At 71.9% G+C, this 16,043-nt stretch carries 19 protein-coding genes; 2 read left to right on the top strand and 17 right to left on the bottom strand.

The window, feature by feature from the left end; translation table 11 throughout:
- Positions 1 to 69: 69 nt before the first annotated feature.
- The 9 genes from trpA to hisI form a co-directional block, all read right to left on the bottom strand.
- Positions 70 to 888 (bottom strand): tryptophan synthase subunit alpha, encoded by an 819-nt coding sequence (gene trpA, locus ACZ52C_RS03085; protein ID WP_045555270.1) that lies wholly within the window; start codon positions 886 to 888, stop codon positions 70 to 72.
- Complete coding sequence (gene trpB / locus ACZ52C_RS03080; RefSeq protein ID WP_469073114.1) at positions 885 to 2,174, bottom strand: tryptophan synthase subunit beta; 1,290 nt, start codon at positions 2,172 to 2,174, stop codon at positions 885 to 887. The genes trpA and trpB overlap by 4 nt, the downstream gene beginning before the upstream one ends.
- 153 nt (positions 2,175 to 2,327) lie before the next feature.
- On the bottom strand, positions 2,328 to 2,507 hold the full coding sequence (trpM, locus tag ACZ52C_RS03075) for a tryptophan biosynthesis modulator TrpM (protein ID WP_469073418.1): 180 nt from the start codon (positions 2,505 to 2,507) through the stop codon (positions 2,328 to 2,330).
- Positions 2,508 to 2,697: 190 nt separating this feature from the next.
- Positions 2,698 to 3,507, bottom strand: coding sequence for an indole-3-glycerol phosphate synthase TrpC (gene trpC / locus ACZ52C_RS03070; protein ID WP_045555272.1), 810 nt, complete (start codon positions 3,505 to 3,507; stop codon positions 2,698 to 2,700).
- Positions 3,508 to 3,679: 172 nt separating this feature from the next.
- Entirely contained in the window at positions 3,680 to 4,132 is a 453-nt protein-coding gene (locus tag ACZ52C_RS03065; protein ID WP_469073113.1) for a DUF2752 domain-containing protein, read from the bottom strand.
- A 79-nt stretch (positions 4,133 to 4,211) separates the two neighbouring features.
- Positions 4,212 to 4,490: an HGxxPAAW family protein gene (locus ACZ52C_RS03060; protein WP_086804972.1), complete on the bottom strand. Its 279-nt coding sequence runs from the start codon at positions 4,488 to 4,490 to the stop codon at positions 4,212 to 4,214.
- Between the two features lie 166 nt (positions 4,491 to 4,656).
- Complete coding sequence (locus ACZ52C_RS03055; RefSeq protein ID WP_469073112.1) at positions 4,657 to 5,301, bottom strand: TIGR02234 family membrane protein; 645 nt, start codon at positions 5,299 to 5,301, stop codon at positions 4,657 to 4,659.
- Between the two features lie 316 nt (positions 5,302 to 5,617).
- Positions 5,618 to 7,096: an anthranilate synthase component I gene (locus ACZ52C_RS03050; RefSeq protein WP_469073111.1), complete on the bottom strand. Its 1,479-nt coding sequence runs from the start codon at positions 7,094 to 7,096 to the stop codon at positions 5,618 to 5,620.
- An 11-nt stretch (positions 7,097 to 7,107) separates the two neighbouring features.
- Positions 7,108 to 7,563 carry a phosphoribosyl-AMP cyclohydrolase gene (hisI, locus tag ACZ52C_RS03045; protein ID WP_469073110.1) on the bottom strand — a complete coding sequence of 152 codons (456 nt, stop codon included), beginning with the start codon at positions 7,561 to 7,563 and terminating at the stop codon, positions 7,108 to 7,110.
- Positions 7,564 to 7,777: 214 nt separating this feature from the next.
- On the opposite strand from hisI, the gene ACZ52C_RS03040 reads away from it, so the two are divergent.
- On the top strand, positions 7,778 to 8,413 hold the full coding sequence (locus ACZ52C_RS03040) for a TIGR03085 family metal-binding protein (RefSeq protein WP_093788287.1): 636 nt from the start codon (positions 7,778 to 7,780) through the stop codon (positions 8,411 to 8,413).
- Positions 8,414 to 8,444: 31 nt separating this feature from the next.
- Here the strand turns inward: ACZ52C_RS03040 and hisF are convergent, their stop codons facing one another.
- Genes hisF through hisD form a run of 8 tightly spaced genes read right to left on the bottom strand, consistent with a single transcriptional unit; the run spans position 8,445 to position 14,209 of the window.
- On the bottom strand, positions 8,445 to 9,200 hold the full coding sequence (gene hisF / locus ACZ52C_RS03035; protein WP_469073109.1) for an imidazole glycerol phosphate synthase subunit HisF: 756 nt from the start codon (positions 9,198 to 9,200) through the stop codon (positions 8,445 to 8,447).
- A 56-nt stretch (positions 9,201 to 9,256) separates the two neighbouring features.
- On the bottom strand, positions 9,257 to 9,649 hold the full coding sequence (locus ACZ52C_RS03030) for a RidA family protein (protein ID WP_060885051.1): 393 nt from the start codon (positions 9,647 to 9,649) through the stop codon (positions 9,257 to 9,259).
- Positions 9,646 to 10,371, bottom strand: coding sequence for a bifunctional 1-(5-phosphoribosyl)-5-((5-phosphoribosylamino)methylideneamino)imidazole-4-carboxamide isomerase/phosphoribosylanthranilate isomerase PriA (priA, locus tag ACZ52C_RS03025; RefSeq protein ID WP_469073108.1), 726 nt, complete (start codon positions 10,369 to 10,371; stop codon positions 9,646 to 9,648). Before priA ends, ACZ52C_RS03030 begins: the two co-directional genes overlap by 4 nt.
- 2 nt (positions 10,372 to 10,373) lie before the next feature.
- Positions 10,374 to 11,033 carry an imidazole glycerol phosphate synthase subunit HisH gene (gene hisH / locus ACZ52C_RS03020; protein ID WP_469073107.1) on the bottom strand — a complete coding sequence of 220 codons (660 nt, stop codon included), beginning with the start codon at positions 11,031 to 11,033 and terminating at the stop codon, positions 10,374 to 10,376.
- Entirely contained in the window at positions 11,030 to 11,194 is a 165-nt protein-coding gene (locus ACZ52C_RS03015; RefSeq protein ID WP_469073106.1) for a hypothetical protein, read from the bottom strand. Before ACZ52C_RS03015 ends, hisH begins: the two co-directional genes overlap by 4 nt.
- Positions 11,191 to 11,784, bottom strand: a complete 594-nt coding sequence (gene hisB, locus ACZ52C_RS03010) for an imidazoleglycerol-phosphate dehydratase HisB (RefSeq protein WP_329899018.1) — start codon at positions 11,782 to 11,784, stop codon at positions 11,191 to 11,193. Before hisB ends, ACZ52C_RS03015 begins: the two co-directional genes overlap by 4 nt.
- Positions 11,781 to 12,890 carry a histidinol-phosphate transaminase gene (locus tag ACZ52C_RS03005; RefSeq protein WP_469073105.1) on the bottom strand — a complete coding sequence of 370 codons (1,110 nt, stop codon included), beginning with the start codon at positions 12,888 to 12,890 and terminating at the stop codon, positions 11,781 to 11,783. Before ACZ52C_RS03005 ends, hisB begins: the two co-directional genes overlap by 4 nt.
- Positions 12,887 to 14,209: a histidinol dehydrogenase gene (hisD, locus tag ACZ52C_RS03000; protein ID WP_469073104.1), complete on the bottom strand. Its 1,323-nt coding sequence runs from the start codon at positions 14,207 to 14,209 to the stop codon at positions 12,887 to 12,889. The genes ACZ52C_RS03005 and hisD overlap by 4 nt, the downstream gene beginning before the upstream one ends.
- Positions 14,210 to 14,391: 182 nt before the next feature.
- Here hisD and ACZ52C_RS02995 point away from each other — a divergent pair, with 182 nt between their 5' ends.
- On the top strand, positions 14,392 to 15,975 hold the full coding sequence (locus ACZ52C_RS02995; RefSeq protein ID WP_469073103.1) for an oxidoreductase: 1,584 nt from the start codon (positions 14,392 to 14,394) through the stop codon (positions 15,973 to 15,975).
- The last annotated feature ends 68 nt before the right edge of the window (positions 15,976 to 16,043 follow it).

Below are 16,043 nucleotides of genomic sequence, written 5' to 3'. Positions count from 1 at the left end.
CGAGTGAGCGGATTGCCCGTTACGTCCAGCGATCCCCGTACGACAAACGGGTGAACGTCACGAGCTGCCTCACGCGCCCCGGCGTACGCCCTTCGCGAGGTCGCCCGCCAGTTCCCGGACGGCGTCCAGGCCGGCCGCCTCGTCCGGCGCGTCCAGCATCCGCTTCACGAACGCGGAGCCGACGATCACACCGTCGGCGAACCCGGCGACCTCGGCGGCCTGTTCGGCGTTGGAGACGCCGAGGCCGACGCAGACCGGCAGGCCCGACCCCGTGGCCCGGGTGCGTTCCACCAGGTCCTGGGCCTGCGCGCCCACCGACTCCCGGGTGCCCGTGACCCCCATCAGCGAGGCCGCGTAGACGAAGCCGCTGCCCGCCGCGGTGATCTCCGCGAGCCGGGCGTCCTTGCTGCTGGGCGCGACCACGAAGACCGTGCCGAGCCCGTGCTTCTCCGCGTGCTCCCTCCACAGCGCCGACTCCTGGACGGGCAGGTCGGGCAGGATGCAGCCCGCGCCGCCCGCCTCCGCCAGCTCGGCCGTGAAGCGCTCCACGCCGTAGCGGTCGATGGGGTTCCAGTACGTCATGACGAGCACCGGCTTCCCGGTGGCCTCATACGCCTCCCGCACCGTGCGCATCACGTCCGCGATCTTGACGCCGCCGCGCAGGGCGATGTCGTCGGCGGTCTGGATGACGGGTCCGTCGAGGACCGGGTCGCTGTGCGGCAGCCCGACCTCGACGACGTCCGCGCCGCCCTCGAAGACCGCCTTGATCGCGGCGATACCGCCGTCGACGGTCGGGAACCCGGCCGGCAGATAGGCGATCAGCGCGGACCGGCCCTCCGCCTTGGCGGCGGCGAGGGTGTCACTCAACAGCTGGATGTTGCCGCTCACTTGGCGTCCCCCTCGATCTCCGCGAGATCGGCCGCGTCGGCGGCGACCTCGGCGTCGGCGCCCTCGTCGTACAGGCCGAAGTAGCGCGCGGCCGTGTCCATGTCCTTGTCGCCGCGCCCGGACAGGTTGACGACGATCAGCCCGTCCCGGCCCAGTTCCTTGCCGACCTCCAGGGCTCCGGCGAGCGCGTGGGCGCTCTCGATGGCCGGGATGATGCCCTCGGTGCGCGACAGCAGACGCAGTGCCTGCATGGCCGCGTCGTCGGTGACGGCGCGGTACTCGCCGCGGCCGCTGTCCTTGAGGTAGGCGTGCTCGGGGCCGATGCCCGGGTAGTCGAGGCCGGCCGAGATCGAGTAGGGCTCGGTGATCTGGCCCTCCTCGTCCTGGAGGACGTACGAGCGCGAGCCGTGCAGGATGCCCGGCTCCCCGGCGGTCAGGGTCGCCGCGTGCTCACCGGTCTCGATGCCGTGCCCGGCCGGTTCGCAGCCGATGAGGCGGACGCCGGTGTCCGGGATGAAGGCGTGGAAGAGCCCGATGGCGTTCGATCCGCCGCCCACGCAGGCGACGGCCGCGTCGGGCAGCCGTCCGGCGCGTTCGAGGATCTGCCGCCTGGCCTCGACGCCGATGACGCGGTGGAAGTCGCGGACCATGGCGGGGAAGGGGTGGGGGCCGGCCACGGTCCCGAAGAGGTAGTGGGTGCGGTCGACGTTGGCGACCCAGTCCCGGAACGCCTCGTTGATGGCGTCCTTGAGGGTGCGCGAGCCGGACTTCACGGCGACGACCTCGGCGCCGAGCATGCGCATCCGGGCGACGTTGAGGGCTTGGCGCTGGGTGTCGATCTCGCCCATGTAGATGGTGCAGTCGAGGCCGAAGAGCGCGCAGGCCGTGGCGGTGGCGACGCCGTGCTGGCCCGCTCCCGTCTCGGCGATCACCCGGGTCTTGCCCATGCGCTTGGTGAGCAGGGCCTGCCCGAGCACGTTGTTGATCTTGTGCGACCCGGTGTGGTTCAGGTCCTCGCGCTTGAGGAAGACCCGCGCTCCGCCGGCGTGCTCGGCGAACCGGGGCACCTCGGTGAGCGAGCTGGGCCGCCCGGTGTAGTGGACGAGCAGATCGTCGAGTTCGCGCGTGAACTCGGGGTCGTGCTTCGCCTTGTCGTACTCCACGGCGACCTCGTCCACGGCGGCGACCAGCGCCTCCGGGATGAACTTGCCGCCGAACGCGCCGAAGTACCCCTCGGCACTGGGGACTTGACCCTCGGGGTCGGGAATGAAGAACTCACTGGACATGCGACTACCTCGCAGGGGCGGAGCCCCGTCGTCGGTCGGACTATGACTCACGGCGATCACGTACGCGCACCACCGGACGGATCCGCCGACCCCGCCCCGACTCACCCGCCGCCGGGGACGGGACACCCGGCGTTCAGGAAGGGAGGAGGCGGCTCAGCTGCCCGCAGGGCATCCGTGCGTACGTGTCCTGGGCCATCGCATGCCGTTCACCTGACCCGGCTCGTCACCGATGACGTAGCGGACCCGGCGCCCGTGGACCCGACGGGCGGGCGCCCGGCAGCCACGGGGACGGCACCCGCGCGCGAGGCGGGCGTAGGGGTCCCTGGGGGTCATGGTGATCGAGAACATCGGGGCACAGCCTACCGGTACCACCTCACCCGTGTGGGCGACCCCGACCGCGACGGACGGCACTGAATCCACCGCCGCGCACACCGCCCGGTGCCCCACCGCACCGCGCCCCGCCGCGCCGTCCGGGGCGGACCCCGGCCGGTCGGCGGTGCGGGTACGGGCGGTCATGTCCGGGTCAGCTCCGGCCGTGCCGCAGCGCGGGGTGCTCGCCGGCGGCCACGAGGTCGGCGACGGCGGTCCTGGGGTCCTTGCCGGTGACGAGGGACTCGCCCACGAGGACCGCGTCGGCGCCGGCGTTGGCGTAGGCGATGAGGTCGTGCGGGCCCCGGACGCCGGACTCGGCGATCTTGACGATGGAGTCGGGGATCTCGGGGGCGACCCGCTCGAACGTGGAGCGGTCGACCTCCAGGGTCTTGAGGTTGCGGGCGTTGACGCCGATCACCCGGGCACCGGCGTCGACCGCGCGCTCGACCTCGTCCTCGTCGTGGACCTCGACGAGCGGGGTGAGCCCGATGGACTCGGCACGCTCGATCAGCGACTCCAGCGCCGGCTGGTCGAGGGCCGCGACGATCAGCAGCACCACGTCGGCGCCGTACGCCCGCGCCTCCCACAGCTGGTACGAGGTGACGATGAAGTCCTTGCGCAGGACGGGGATGTCCACGCGGGCGCGGACGGCCTCCAGGTCGGCCAGCGAGCCGCCGAAGCGGCGCTGTTCGGTGAGGACGGAGATGACGGCCGCGCCGCCCGCCTCGTAGTCGGCCGCGAGACCGGCCGGGTCGGCGATCGCGGCGAGCGCGCCCTTGGAGGGGCTGGAGCGCTTGACCTCGCAGATCACCTTGACGCCGTCGCCGCGCAGCGCGGCCGCGCCGTCCTTGGCCGCCGGAGCCTTCGCCGCGCGCTCCTTGAGCTCGTCGAGGCTGACGCGCGCCTGCCGCTCCGCGAGGTCGGCACGGACTCCGTCGATGATCTCGTCGAGCACACTCACGCGAGCGGCCCCCTTTCAGACGGTGAAAATCGGTGACAACGTTTGACGGTCATGTATTGACAGTCGAGCGGTTCTCAGGGTTCAGGCAGTTCACTGCGATGGTATCCGGAGGAGGGCGTAGGCCTCGCATCCGGTTGACGGCGGTCCCACTACCTGGACGTTCGCCGTTCGATCAAGGATGGAGCCAGCCACCGAACGGCAGGTTCCGGACAACCGTGAAGACCAGCGCCAATGCGCCGAGCGACCACATCTGAACGGTCCCGAACCGAAGCCGCAGGGGTCGTCCGCGCACCACCTGGACCACCCAAACGGTCCACAGCACCGCGAACCCCAGGTAGCCCGCGACGGCGAGCGCGTTGTCGGTGAGCGCGGTGGCGAGGTCGCCGTGCGCGAAGGCGTGCGCGCTGCGCAGGCCGCCGCAGCCGGGGCAGTAGAGGCCGGTGAAGCGCCACAGCGGGCAGACCGGGTAGTGGCCGGGCTCGTTGGGGTCGACGGCCGCGACGTACGCGAAGGCGCTGCCGACGACGGTGAGCGCCGCGGCGGGCACCCAGAGGCCGCGGAGCGCGCGGCCCCGCTGCGGCGCGGGCGGGGCGGTGGGAGCGGTCTCGGCGTTCACACACCGCATTCTGCCCCGCGCGAGCCGTACACGCGCACGAGGGGCGGCCCGGCGGTTCGATCCCGCCGGGCCGCCCCTCCAGCGGACGTCAGCTCTGGGCGGCGGCCGGCTCGGTGGTCGACGTGGTCGTGCCGCCGGAGCGCACCGCCGCCGTCTCGTACACGGCGTGCGCGTCCTTCGGCTGGCCCATGCCCATGGCGCGCATGACCATGCCGACGACGCCGCCGAGGACGACGATGACCATGCCGGCCCAGAATCCCAGCGGCTGGGCCATCACCATGTAGGCGCCCGAGACGCAGAAACCGATGAAGGCGATGGTGACGCCGGTCCAGGCGGCCGGGGTGTGACCGTGGCTGCTGCCCGCCATGACTTGCTCCTCGTTGTTCATTGCGTCGTGCTCGATGCGTGACGCTCGATGCCTGTGCTGAGTCGGACGCTCGTCGTCCATTGTTCCGTACGGGTACGGGTGCCATGAGCGGGGGTGTCCACTCTCACGTTCCCGGCTGCGCCCGGTCGGTGCCGGGAACGGGTCTTCAGGCCGGGTCGGATCCCGTCGGGTCCTCGCCCCGGTCCAGGGCCTTCCACATGTCCTCGGGCCGGTCGGGGTCGACCGGCCCGGTCCTGCGGGGCCGAGGGGCGCCGTCGCGCTCGTAGCGGCCGGACATCGTGGGCCACAGTCGTCCGTAGCGCAGGGCGAGCAGGCCGGCGAGCAGGATGAGCGCGCCGCCGACGGCCGCGACGTACGGCCAGCCGGTGTGGCTGAGCGCGTCGACGGTCGCGCCGCTGTCGCCCGAGGCCTCGGCCGCCTTGTCGTCGAGCGCCCCGCTGTCGTACGCGCCGAGCAGCGCCGCGGCGACGGTGCCCGCGCCGGAGAGGGCGAGCAGGCCGGCGACCAGGACGCGCCCGGACCGGCGTACGGCGAAGACGGCGACGAGCGCGGCGAGGCCGACCACGGCGAGGGACGCCGGGACGCCGGTGACGTCGCTGCCCCTGGCGGTCAGCGGGAAGGGGCCGCCGGCCACCGTGATGGTGCCCTCCGACCAGCGCTGCCGGGTGGCGAGCAGCGTGACGGCCGCGCCGAGCGCACCGCTGAGCAGTGCCAGGGCGAGGCTGCGCCGACCGGAGCGGAGGGACGTGGGTTCGGAACGGGGGTGCGGTGCAGCGGTCACGTACCCCACTATCGCCTGCCCCCCGGGGGCGTTGTCACCCGGGGTTCTTCGGAAACCTCCGGAGATTGCTCACACGATCAGCTGAAGCAGGGGTTCCCTCGCAGCAAGGGCCCGACCACGTCGTGGTTCCTGGCAGGAATCCGGGCTGGTTCCAACCCGGCTGGTGTTGAGCGCGTAGGACCTGGCCTCTCGCTGAGTAGCCGGGCGGCGTGAGCCAGAAATCCCCTTGGGCTCCACAAGGGGAGGGTTCGAGCGAGAAGCGCCCTATGGCACATCTGGAGAGGCGCATGCTGCCGACCGCGTCGTCCGACGGGTCGGCAGCGCCCTACTGCCCCAGTCGGTTGGCCGTGTGCACCGCCCTCAGGACGGCCGCCGCCTTGTTGCGGCACTCGGTGTCCTCGGCGACGGGGTCGGAGTCGGCGACGATGCCGGCGCCGGCCTGGACGTAGGCCGTGCCGTCCCGGAGGAGGGCCGTGCGGATGGCGATGGCGGTGTCGGAGTCCCCCGCGAAGTCGAGGTAGCCGACGCAGCCGCCGTACAGGCCGCGGCGGGAGGGCTCCAGCTCGTCGATGATCTGCATGGCCCGCGGCTTGGGGGCACCGGAGAGGGTGCCGGCGGGGAAGCAGGCGGTGAGGACGTCGAAGGCGGTGCGGCCCGGCGCGACCCGGCCGGTGACGGTGGACACGATGTGCATCACGTGCGAGTACCGCTCGACGGACATGAAGTCGACGACCTCGACCGAGCCCGGTTCGCAGACCCGGCCGAGGTCGTTGCGCCCCAGGTCGACGAGCATCAGGTGCTCGGCGCGCTCCTTGGGGTCGGCGAGCAGCTCGTCGGCGAGGGCCTGGTCCTCCTGCGGGGTGGCGCCCCGGTGCCGGGTGCCGGCGATCGGGTGGACCATGGCCCGTCCGTCCTCGACCTTGACCAGGGCCTCGGGGGAGGAACCGACGACGTCGAAGCCGTCGAAGCGGAACAGGTACATGTACGGGGAGGGGTTGGTCGCCCTCAGGACGCGGTAGACGTCCAACGCGCTTGCCGTGCACGGGGTTTCGAAGCGCTGGGAGGGGACGACCTGGAAGGCCTCGCCGGCCCGGATGCGCTCCTTGATGTCCTCGACGGCCTCCTGGAAGTCGGGGCCGCCCCACAGCGCGGTGTACTCGGGCAGCTCGGACGGCGGGAGGGCCGCCGGGGGCTGGGCCACGGGCCGGGCGAGATCGGCCTCCATGGCGTCGAGGCGGGCGACCGCGTCGGCGTGGGCCTCGTCGACGCCGGTGTCCAGGTCGTTGTGGTTGATGGCGTTGGCGATCAGCAGGACCGAGCCCTCCCAGTGGTCCATGACCGCCAGGTCGCTGGTCAGCAGCATGGTCAGCTCGGGCAGCCGGAGGTCGTCCCGCTCGCCGGGGCCGATCTTCTCCAGACGGCGCACGATGTCGTAGCCGAGGTAGCCGACCATGCCGCCGGTGAAGGGGGGCATGCCCTCCTGGTGCGGGGTGTGGAGGGCCTCGATGGTGGCGCGCAGCGCGGCGAGGGGGTCGCCGTCGACGGGGACGCCGACGGGTGGGGTGCCGAGCCAGTGGGCCTGTCCGTCGCGGGCGGTGAGGGTGGCGTGGCTGCGGACGCCCACGAAGGAGTAGCGGGACCACGAGCGGCCGTTCTCCGCGGACTCCAGCAGGAAGGTGCCGGGGCGCTCGGCGGCGAGCTTGCGGTAGAGCCCGACGGGGGTGTCGCCGTCGGCGAGGAGCTTGCGGCTGACGGGGATGACCCGACGGTCGGTGGCCAGCTTGCGGAACGTCTCGAGGTCCATGGCGGCTGACCTTACTGATCCAGTGACGGTACGTCGGAATCGGCGGCGCCCGAAGCGCCCTCCACGGCCCTGAGGACGTCCTCGTCGAAGCAGGTGCGGTCGCCGGTGTGACAGGCGGCGCCGATCTGGTCGACCTTGACGAGGACGGTGTCGGCGTCGCAGTCCAGGGCGACGGACTTCACCCACTGGAAGTGGCCGGAGGTGTCGCCCTTGACCCAGTACTCGCGGCGGCTGCGCGACCAGTAGGTGCAGCGCCCGGTGGTGAGGGTGCGGTGCAGGGCCTCGTCGTCCATCCAGCCGAGCATGAGCACCTCACCGGTGTCGTACTGCTGGGCGATGGCGGGCAGGAGGCCGTCGGCGCCGCGCTTGAGGCGGGCGGCGATCTCGGGGTCCAACGCGCTGGGGGTGCCGGGGCCGGCGGGGGCTCCGGGACCGTGGGGGCTGGTGGAGGACGGCGTGCTGGTCATGCGTGCCATTGTGCCGCGCCCCGCCGACCGGCCTCGTCCGTTGTCCACAGGCCGGACCTGCTTGTCGTACGAATGCCGTCCCGGCCGGGCGTCCGTGGTGCCCCCGGCACCGGGGGGTCTCGTGCCGCAGTCGTCCGCCGGCACCGGGAGGCTCGTGCCGTCTCGGCCGGACCTGCGCTGTGCGCCGCGGTGGCACGGTCGTAGGCTGGCTGACATGTCGACCCATGCCAAGCGTGAACGGCTTCTCTTCGCCGACCTGTTGGAGACCGCGGGCCCCGACGCCCCCACCCTGTGCGAGGGCTGGACGACCCGTGATCTGGCCGCGCACGTGGTGGTGCGCGAGCGCCGCCCCGACGCCGCCGGGGGCATCCTCATCAAGCAGCTCGCCTCGCGCCTGGACCGGGTGATGGAGGAGTTCGCCGCGAAGCCGTACGAGGAGCTGATCCAGCTCGTGCGGACCGGCCCGCCGCGTTTCTCGCCCTTCTCCCTCAAGCAGATCGACGAGGCCTCGAACACGATCGAGTTCTACGTCCACGCCGAGGACATCCGCCGGGCGCAGCCCGAGTGGTCCCCGCGCGAGCTCGACCATGTCTTCCAGGACGCCCTGTGGTCCCGTCTGGAGCGCACGTCCCGCCTCATGGGCCGTGGCTCCCCCACCGGTCTGGTCCTGCGCCGTCCCGACGGCCGGACGGCGGTGGCCCATCGCGGCACCCCGGTGGTCACCGTCACCGGTGAGCCCTCCGAGCTGCTGCTGTTCCTGTACGGCCGCCAGCAGGTGGCCGATGTGGAGCTGGACGGCGAGAAGGAGGCGATCACCAAGCTGCACGAGACGAAGCAGCTGGGGATCTGAGGCACGGCCCCGGCGGGGTCCGCCCCGGCGCTCACCGAACGGCGTGCCCCGCCCCCCGCAGCGCGTCCTTGACCTCGCCGATGCGCAGGTCGCCGAAGTGGAAGACGGAGGCCGCGAGGACGGCGTCGGCGCCCGCCTCGATGGCCGGGGGGAAGTCGGCGAGCTTACCGGCGCCGCCGGAGGCGATGACGGGGACGGTCACGTGCTTGCGCACGGCGGTGATCATCTCCAGGTCGTAGCCGTCCTTGGTGCCGTCCGCGTCCATCGAGTTGAGCAGGATCTCGCCCGCGCCCAGCTCGGCGGCCCGGTGGGCCCACTCGACGGCGTCGATGCCGGTGCCCTTGCGGCCGCCGTGGGTGGTGACCTCGAAGGAGCCCGACTCGGTGCGGCGCGCGTCGACCGACAGGACCAGCACCTGGCGGCCGAAGCGCTCGGCGATCTCGCGGATCAGGTCGGGGCGGGCGATCGCCGCCGTGTTGACGCCGACCTTGTCCGCGCCGGCCCGCAGCAGCTTGTCGACGTCCTCGGCGGTGCGGACGCCGCCGCCGACCGTCAGCGGGATGAAGACCTGCTCGGCGGTGCGGCGCACCACGTCGTAGGTGGTCTCGCGGTTGCCCGACGAGGCGGTGATGTCCAGGAACGTCAGCTCGTCGGCGCCCTCGGCGTCGTACACCTTCGCCATCTCGACGGGGTCGCCCGCGTCGCGCAGGTTCTGGAAGTTGACGCCCTTGACGACCCGGCCGTTGTCCACGTCCAGGCAGGGGATGACTCGGACCGCCAGGGTCATGAATCCACGGCTCCTTAGAAAAAACCCAGAAATGCTCGGCCAGGCCCGGCAGAGGCCTAGCCCCGAAATGCTTCGATCTCTACTTCGACCAGGATGCGCGGGTCGACGAAACCCTCCACGACCAGCAGGGTCGCGGCCGGACGCACCGGGTCGAAGATCTCCTTGTGGGCCCGCCCCACGGCCTCCACGTCCCGCATGTGCGTCAGGTACATCCGCGTACGGATCACGGACGCGGCGCCGAGCCCGAACTCGCCGAGCGCCTCGACCGCGCTGGTGAAGGCCACCTTGGCCTGCTCGTAGGGGTCGCCCTCCCCGTGGAGCACATCGCCTCTGAAGGCCGTCGTGCCCGCCACCAGCACGCGGTCGCCCGCCGCGACGGCGCGCGCGAAACCGAAGGACTCCTCCCAGGGACTCCCGCTCTGCACCCGCCGTACGGCATCGGACGTCATGACGACACAGCCTCCAAGGCCTCTTCCAGGGTGAACGCCTTCGCGTACAGGGCCTTCCCGACGATGGAGCCCTCGACACCGAGGGGCACCAGCTCGGCGATGGCCCGCAGGTCGTCGAGGGAGGAGACTCCGCCGGAGGCGACGACGGGGCGGTCGGTGGCTGCGCAGACGTTCCTCAGCAGCTCCAGGTTCGGGCCCTGGAGGGTGCCGTCCTTGGCGATGTCCGTGACCACGTACCGCGCGCAGCCCTCCTTGTCGAGGCGCTCCAGCGTCTCGTAGAGGTCACCGCCGTCGCGGGTCCAGCCGCGGCCCTTCAGCGTCGTCCCGCGGACGTCGAGGCCCACGGCGATCTTGTCGCCGTGCTCGGCGATGACCTTGGCGACCCACTCGGGGGTCTCCAGTGCGGCGGTGCCGAGGTTGACCCGGGTGCAGCCGGTGGCCAGGGCCTTCGCCAGGGAGGCGTCGTCCCGGATGCCGCCGGAGAGTTCGACCTTGATGTCCATCGCCCGGGTGACCTCGGCGACCAGGTCCCGGTTGTCGCCGGTGCCGAACGCGGCGTCCAGGTCGACCAGGTGCAGCCACTCGGCGCCCGCGCTCTGCCAGGCGAGCGCGGCCTGGAGCGGGGAGCCGTAGGAGGTCTCCGTGCCGGACTCGCCGTGGACGAGCCGGACCGCCTGGCCGTCGCGGACGTCGACGGCGGGGAGGAGTTCGAGCTTTGCCATGGCTACAGGGTTCCGATCCAGTTGTTCAGCAGCTGCGCTCCGGCGTCGCCGGACTTCTCGGGGTGGAACTGCGTGGCCCACAGGGCGCCGTTCTCCACGGCCGCCACGAACGGCTTGCCGTGCGTGGACCAGGTGACCTTGGGGCTGGTCAGGGCCGGGTTGTGCGTCTCCAGGGTCCAGTCGTGGACGGCGTAGGAGTGCACGAAGTAGAAGCGGGCGTCGGCGTCGAGGCCGGCGAACAGTTCGGTGCCTGCCGGGGCGTCGACGGTGTTCCAGCCCATGTGGGGCACGATCTCGGCCTGGAGCGGCTCGACCGCGCCGGGCCACTCGTCGAGGCCCTCGGTCTCCACGCCGTGCTCGATGCCGCGCGCGAAGAGGATCTGCATCCCGACGCAGATGCCCATCACCGGGCGGCCGCCGGAGAGGCGCCGGTCGATGATCCAGTCGCCGCGCGCCTCCTTCAGGCCCTTCATGCAGGCGGCGAAGGCGCCGACGCCGGGGACCAGCAGCCCGTCGGCGTTCATGGCCCTGTCGAAGTCACGGGTTATCTCGACCTCGGCGCCGGTGCGGGCGAGGGCGCGCTCGGCGGACCTCACGTTGCCGAAGCCGTAGTCGAAGACGACGACCTTCTTGGACGCGTTGGTCCTGGACGTGGTGCTCAATTCCACACCTCCAGCCGCAGGATGCCCGCGACGAGGCACATCGCGGCCCCGATCGAGAGGAGCGTGATGAGGCTCTTGGGCATCTGTTGCCTGGCGAACGAGATGATCCCGCCGACCAGGAAGAGGCCGACGACGATCAGGACGGTGGACAGCCCGTTCACAGCGCGCCCTTCGTGGAGGGCAGGATGCCGACGGCGCGCGGGTCGCGCTCGGAGGCGTAGCGCAGCGCCCGGGCGAGCGCCTTGAACTGGCATTCGACGATGTGGTGGGCGTTGCGCCCGTACGGCACGTGCACGTGCAGCGCGATCTGGGCCTGGGCGACGAAGGACTCCAGGATGTGCCGGGTCATCGTGGTGTCGTACTCGCCGATCATCGGCGCCATCTTCTCGGGCTCGGTGTGCACGAGGTAGGGGCGGCCGGAGAGGTCGACGGTGACCTGGGCGAGGGACTCGTCCAGCGGGACCGTGCAGTTGCCGAAGCGGTAGATGCCCACCTTGTCGCCGAGGGCCTGCTTGAAGGCGGCGCCCAGCGCGAGGGCGGTGTCCTCGATGGTGTGGTGGGAGTCGATGTGCAGGTCGCCGTCGGTCTTCACGGTCAGGTCGAACAGACCGTGCCGGCCGAGCTGGTCGAGCATGTGGTCGTAGAAGCCGACCCCGGTGGAGATCTCCGTCCGGCCGGTGCCGTCGAGGTTGATCTCGACGAGGACCGACGTCTCCTTCGTCGTGCGCTCTATGCGTCCTACGCGGCTCATGCGTTCTGCTCCTTCTTGAGTTCACGGACCGCGTCGAGGAACGCGTCGTTCTCTTCGGGGGTGCCGGCGGTGACCCGGAGCCAGCCCGGTACTCCGTTGTCCCGGACCAGGACACCCCGGTCGAGGATCTTCTGCCACACGGTGTGGGAGTCGTCGAAGCGGCCGAACTGCACGAAGTTGGCGTCGGACGCGGTCACCTCGTAGCCGATCGCCAGCAGCTCGCCCACCAGCCGGTCCCGCTCCGACTTCAGCTGTTCGACGTACTTCAGCAGCGTGCCGGTGTGCTCCAGGGCGGCCAGGGCGGTCGCCTGCGTGACGGCCGACAGGTGGTACGGCAGCCGGACCAGCTGGACGGCGTCCACGACCGCCGGGTGGGCGGCGAGGTAGCCGAGGCGCAGGCCCGCCGCGCCGAACGCCTTCGACATCGTGCGCGAGACGACGAGGTTCGGCCGGCCCTCGATGAGGGGCAGCAGCGAGTCGCCGTGGCTGAACTCGATGTACGCCTCGTCGACCACGACGAGCGACGGCTTCGCCGCCTGCGCGGCCTCGTACAGCGCGAGGACGGTCTCGCCCGGAACGGCGGTGCCCGTGGGGTTGTTGGGGGTGGTGACGAAGACGACGTCGGGCCGGTGCTCGGCGATCGCCTTCTCGGCGGCGGCCAGGTCGATCGTGAAGTCGTCGTTGCGGGGGCCGGAGATCCATGCCGTACCGGTGCCGCGGGAGATCAGGCCGTGCATCGAGTACGAGGGCTCGAACCCGATCGCGCTGCGGCCTGGCCCGCCGAAGGTCTGCAGCAGCTGCTGGATGACCTCGTTGGAGCCGTTGGCGGCCCACACGTTGGCGAGGCCGACCTCGTGGCCGGAGGTGTCCGTCAGGTACTCGGCGAGCCGGGTCCGCAGCTCGACGGCGTCCCGGTCGGGGTAGCGGTTGAGGTGGCGGGCCGCCTCCCGCACCCGCTCGGTGATCCGCTCGACCAGCGGCTCGGGCAGCGGGTACGGGTTCTCGTTGGTGTTCAGGCGTACGGGGACGTCGAGCTGGGGCGCGCCGTAGGGGCTCTTGCCGCGCAGTTCGTCCCGTACGGGGAGATCGTCGATTCCGAAGCTCACTTGCCAGGTACCTTCCAGCCGAACCTTGCCTTGATCGCCGCGCCGTGCGCGGGGAGGTCCTCCGCCTCCGCCAGCGTCACCACGTGGTGCGCGACCTCGGCCAGCGCGTCCTCGGTGTAGTCGACGATGTGGATGCCGCGCAGGAAGGACTGGACGGACAGACCGGAGGAGTGGCAGGCGCAGCCGCCGGTGGGGAGCACATGGTTGGAGCCGGCCGCGTAGTCGCCCAGCGAGACCGGTGCCCAGGGGCCGATGAAGATCGCGCCCGCGTTGACGACGCGCTCGGCGACGGCGGCGGCGTCGGCCGTCTGGATCTCCAGGTGCTCGGCGCCGTAGGCGTTGACGACGCGCAGGCCCTCGTCGACGCCGTCGACCAGGACGATCGCGGACTGCCGGCCCGCGAGAGCCGGGCGGATGCGGTCCTCGATGTGCTTGGTGGCCTCGACCTGCGGCTGGAGCTCCTTCGCGACCGCGTCGGCGAGGGCGACGGAGTCGGTGACGAGCACGGCGGCGGCGAGCGGGTCGTGCTCGGCCTGGCTGATCAGGTCGGCGGCGACGTGCACCGGGTCGGCGGTGTCGTCGGCGAGGACCGCGATCTCGGTCGGGCCGGCCTCGGAGTCGATGCCGATGACGCCGGTGAAGTACCGCTTGGCGGCGGCCACCCAGATGTTGCCCGGCCCGGTGACCATGGGGGCGGGCGGGCAGGACTCGGTGCCGTAGGCGAACATCGCGACGGCGGTGGCGCCACCGGCCGCGTAGACCTCGTCGACGCCGAGCAGCGCGCAGGCGGCCAGGATCGTGGGGTGCGGCAGCCCGTCGAACTCGGCCTGCGCCGGGGAGGCCAGGGCGATCGAGGGGACACCGGCCTCCTGCGCCGGGACCACGTTCATGATCACGGAGGAGGGATACACCGAGCGGCCGCCGGGGGCGTAGAGGCCGACGCGCTCGACCGGCACCCACTTCTCGGTGACGGTGCCGCCGGGCACGACCTGGGTGGTGTGGGTGGTGCGGCGCTGCGCGCGGTGGACGGTGCGGGCGCGCCGGATCGACTCCTCCAGGGCCGCGCGGACGGCCGGGTCGAGCTGCTCCAGGGCCTCGGTGAGGGCCTCGGCGGGGACCCGCACGGAGGTCAGGCGCACCCCGTCGAACTTCTCCGCGAAGTCGATCAGCGCCGCGTCGCCCCGATGATGCACGGCCTCGCAGATCGGCCGCACCTTCTCCAGGGCGGCCGAGACGTCGAAGTCGGCTCGGGGCAGCAGGTCGCGCAGGGCGGGTCCCTCGGGGAGGGCGTCGCCGCGCAGATCGATTCGGGAGATCACAGGCCCAATTCTCTCAGACCCGCGTCGGCGGCCGTCCGCGCGTTCCAATGGCTGATACGGCTCGGGCGGGAACCCGGAAGATCCTCTTCACGTCTAGCGTTCAGGCTGTCACTCAGCGGGCATCACCAGCGTAAACAGGTGCGCGATACACGCGAATGCCCAGGACGGGGGAAGGAAGAGTCGTGAGCGAGGGGCCCGGCCTCCGGGACGACGGGGACCTGCCGGAGGACCTGACCGCCGCGGAAGCGGGCATGTGGCAGGCCTTCCGCAACGGCAGCGTGTACGACCTGCGGGACGGGGACGTCGCCGTGGACGATCCGCACGGCGGCCACCCGTGGGGTCCCGAGCGGTCGGTGCGGGCCCGGATCGTGGCCTGGCTGCTGCTGGACGGCCCGCCGGCGCTGGCCGGCCGGGTGTCCGCGCTGAAGCTGGTCGGCGTCCAGATCAAGGGCGTGCTGGAGCTCGCGGGCGGCCAGGTGGTGCCGTACGTGGAGATGAAGGGCTGCCGGTTCGAGAAGGAGATCCTGCTGCCGGAGGCCCGGTTCACGACCGTACGGCTGGTGGACTGCTCGGTGCCCCGGCTGGAGGCCGCGCGCCTGCACACGGAGGGCGATCTGCATCTGCCGCGCTGCCGCTTCCACAACGGGGTACGGCTGGCGGACGCCCAGATCGGCACCGATCTGCTGCTCAACCAGGCGGTCGTCTACCGCGACCGGCACGGCCGCTCGCTCTCCGCCGACGGGCTGACCGTCGCCCAGGACGTCCAGGCCGAGATGCTGGAGTCGCACGGCGAGCTGAGTCTGCGCGGCGCGACCGTCGGCGCCTCGCTCAGCCTGCGCGGGAGCCGGCTCGCCAACCCCTACGGCCGCCTCGCCCTGAACGCGCCGCAGCTGACCGTCGAGCGCACCCTGTATCTGACCCCGGCCGGCGTCGGCAATCCGCTGCACACCAGCGGCAGCACCCCCGCGCGCGGGACCCGGGTGCAGCGCTTCGAGTGCCAGGGCGGGATCCGGCTGGACGACGGGCGGTTCGGGGACTCCGTCGACCTGGAGCGGGCCCGGTTCACCTTCACGGAGGAACAGGAGCTGTCGCTGCGCCGCGTCCAGGTGCCGGAGCTGCGCTTCCTCGGGGAGAAGCCCGAGCGCGGCAAGGTCGTCCTGTCCGGGGCCCGCGTCGGCGTCCTGATCGACAAGGCGGAGAGCTGGCCCGGCCCGGGCAACCTCCACATGGGCGGCTTCCAGTACGAGACCCTCGTCCCGCGCGGCCAGTTCCCGCTGGCCGAACGGCTGGAGTGGGTGGCGGCGGCGACCGCCGAGTACAGCCCGGAGCCGTACGAGCGGCTGGCGACCGTGCTGCGGGCCGGCGGGGACGACGAGGGCGCCCGCGAGGTGCTCCTCGCCAAGCAGCGCCACCGGCGCGAGAACCTGCCGCTCGCGGCCAAGCTCTGGGGGTACGCGCAGGACTGGACGGTCGCCTACGGGTACCGGCCGGGCCGGGCGGCGGTGTGGATGGCGGTGCTGTGGGCGCTCACCTCGTACGCCTTCTCGCACGCCGAGCATCCGCCGATGAAGAGCGGCGAACACCCGGACTGGAACGCGTCGCTGTTCGCCCTGGACCTGCTGCTGCCGGTCATCGACCTCGGCCAGGCCGGCTACTGGCAGCTGGAGGACAGCTGGCAGTGGCTGGCGGCGGTGGTCATCATCCTGGGGTGGATCCTGGCGACGACGGTGGCGGCGGGCGCCACCCGCCTGCTGAGCAGGAACTGACCGATTCCGTACCGGAGTCGACCGGTTGTTTCGAACCGATCTTCGATGCAGACAACCTGACTCGTCGT

It is taken from the genome of Streptomyces sp. NPDC034049 (genome assembly GCF_055575575.1).
This window is presented reverse-complemented; position numbering and strand designations above follow the sequence as displayed.

Excerpts from the sequence above, each read along its gene's own strand:
- ACZ52C_RS03065 (WP_469073113.1), bottom strand. The coding sequence starts at position 4,132 with ATGCGGTGTGTGAACGCCGAGACCGCTCCCACCGCCCCGCCCGCGCCG.
- priA (WP_469073108.1), bottom strand. The coding sequence starts at position 10,371 with ATGGCAAAGCTCGAACTCCTCCCCGCCGTCGACGTCCGCGACGGCCAG.
- ACZ52C_RS03050 (WP_469073111.1), bottom strand. The coding sequence starts at position 7,096 with ATGGACCTCGAGACGTTCCGCAAGCTGGCCACCGACCGTCGGGTCATC.
- hisB (WP_329899018.1), bottom strand. The coding sequence starts at position 11,784 with ATGAGCCGCGTAGGACGCATAGAGCGCACGACGAAGGAGACGTCGGTC.
- hisI (WP_469073110.1), bottom strand. The coding sequence starts at position 7,563 with ATGACCAGCACGCCGTCCTCCACCAGCCCCCACGGTCCCGGAGCCCCC.
- ACZ52C_RS03030 (WP_060885051.1), bottom strand. The coding sequence starts at position 9,649 with ATGACGTCCGATGCCGTACGGCGGGTGCAGAGCGGGAGTCCCTGGGAG.
- trpB (WP_469073114.1), bottom strand. The coding sequence starts at position 2,174 with ATGTCCAGTGAGTTCTTCATTCCCGACCCCGAGGGTCAAGTCCCCAGT.
- trpM (WP_469073418.1), bottom strand. The coding sequence starts at position 2,507 with ATGACCCCCAGGGACCCCTACGCCCGCCTCGCGCGCGGGTGCCGTCCC.
- hisF (WP_469073109.1), bottom strand. The coding sequence starts at position 9,200 with ATGACCCTGGCGGTCCGAGTCATCCCCTGCCTGGACGTGGACAACGGC.
- ACZ52C_RS03040 (WP_093788287.1), top strand. The coding sequence starts at position 7,778 with ATGTCGACCCATGCCAAGCGTGAACGGCTTCTCTTCGCCGACCTGTTG.
- ACZ52C_RS03060 (WP_086804972.1), bottom strand. The coding sequence starts at position 4,490 with ATGGCGGGCAGCAGCCACGGTCACACCCCGGCCGCCTGGACCGGCGTC.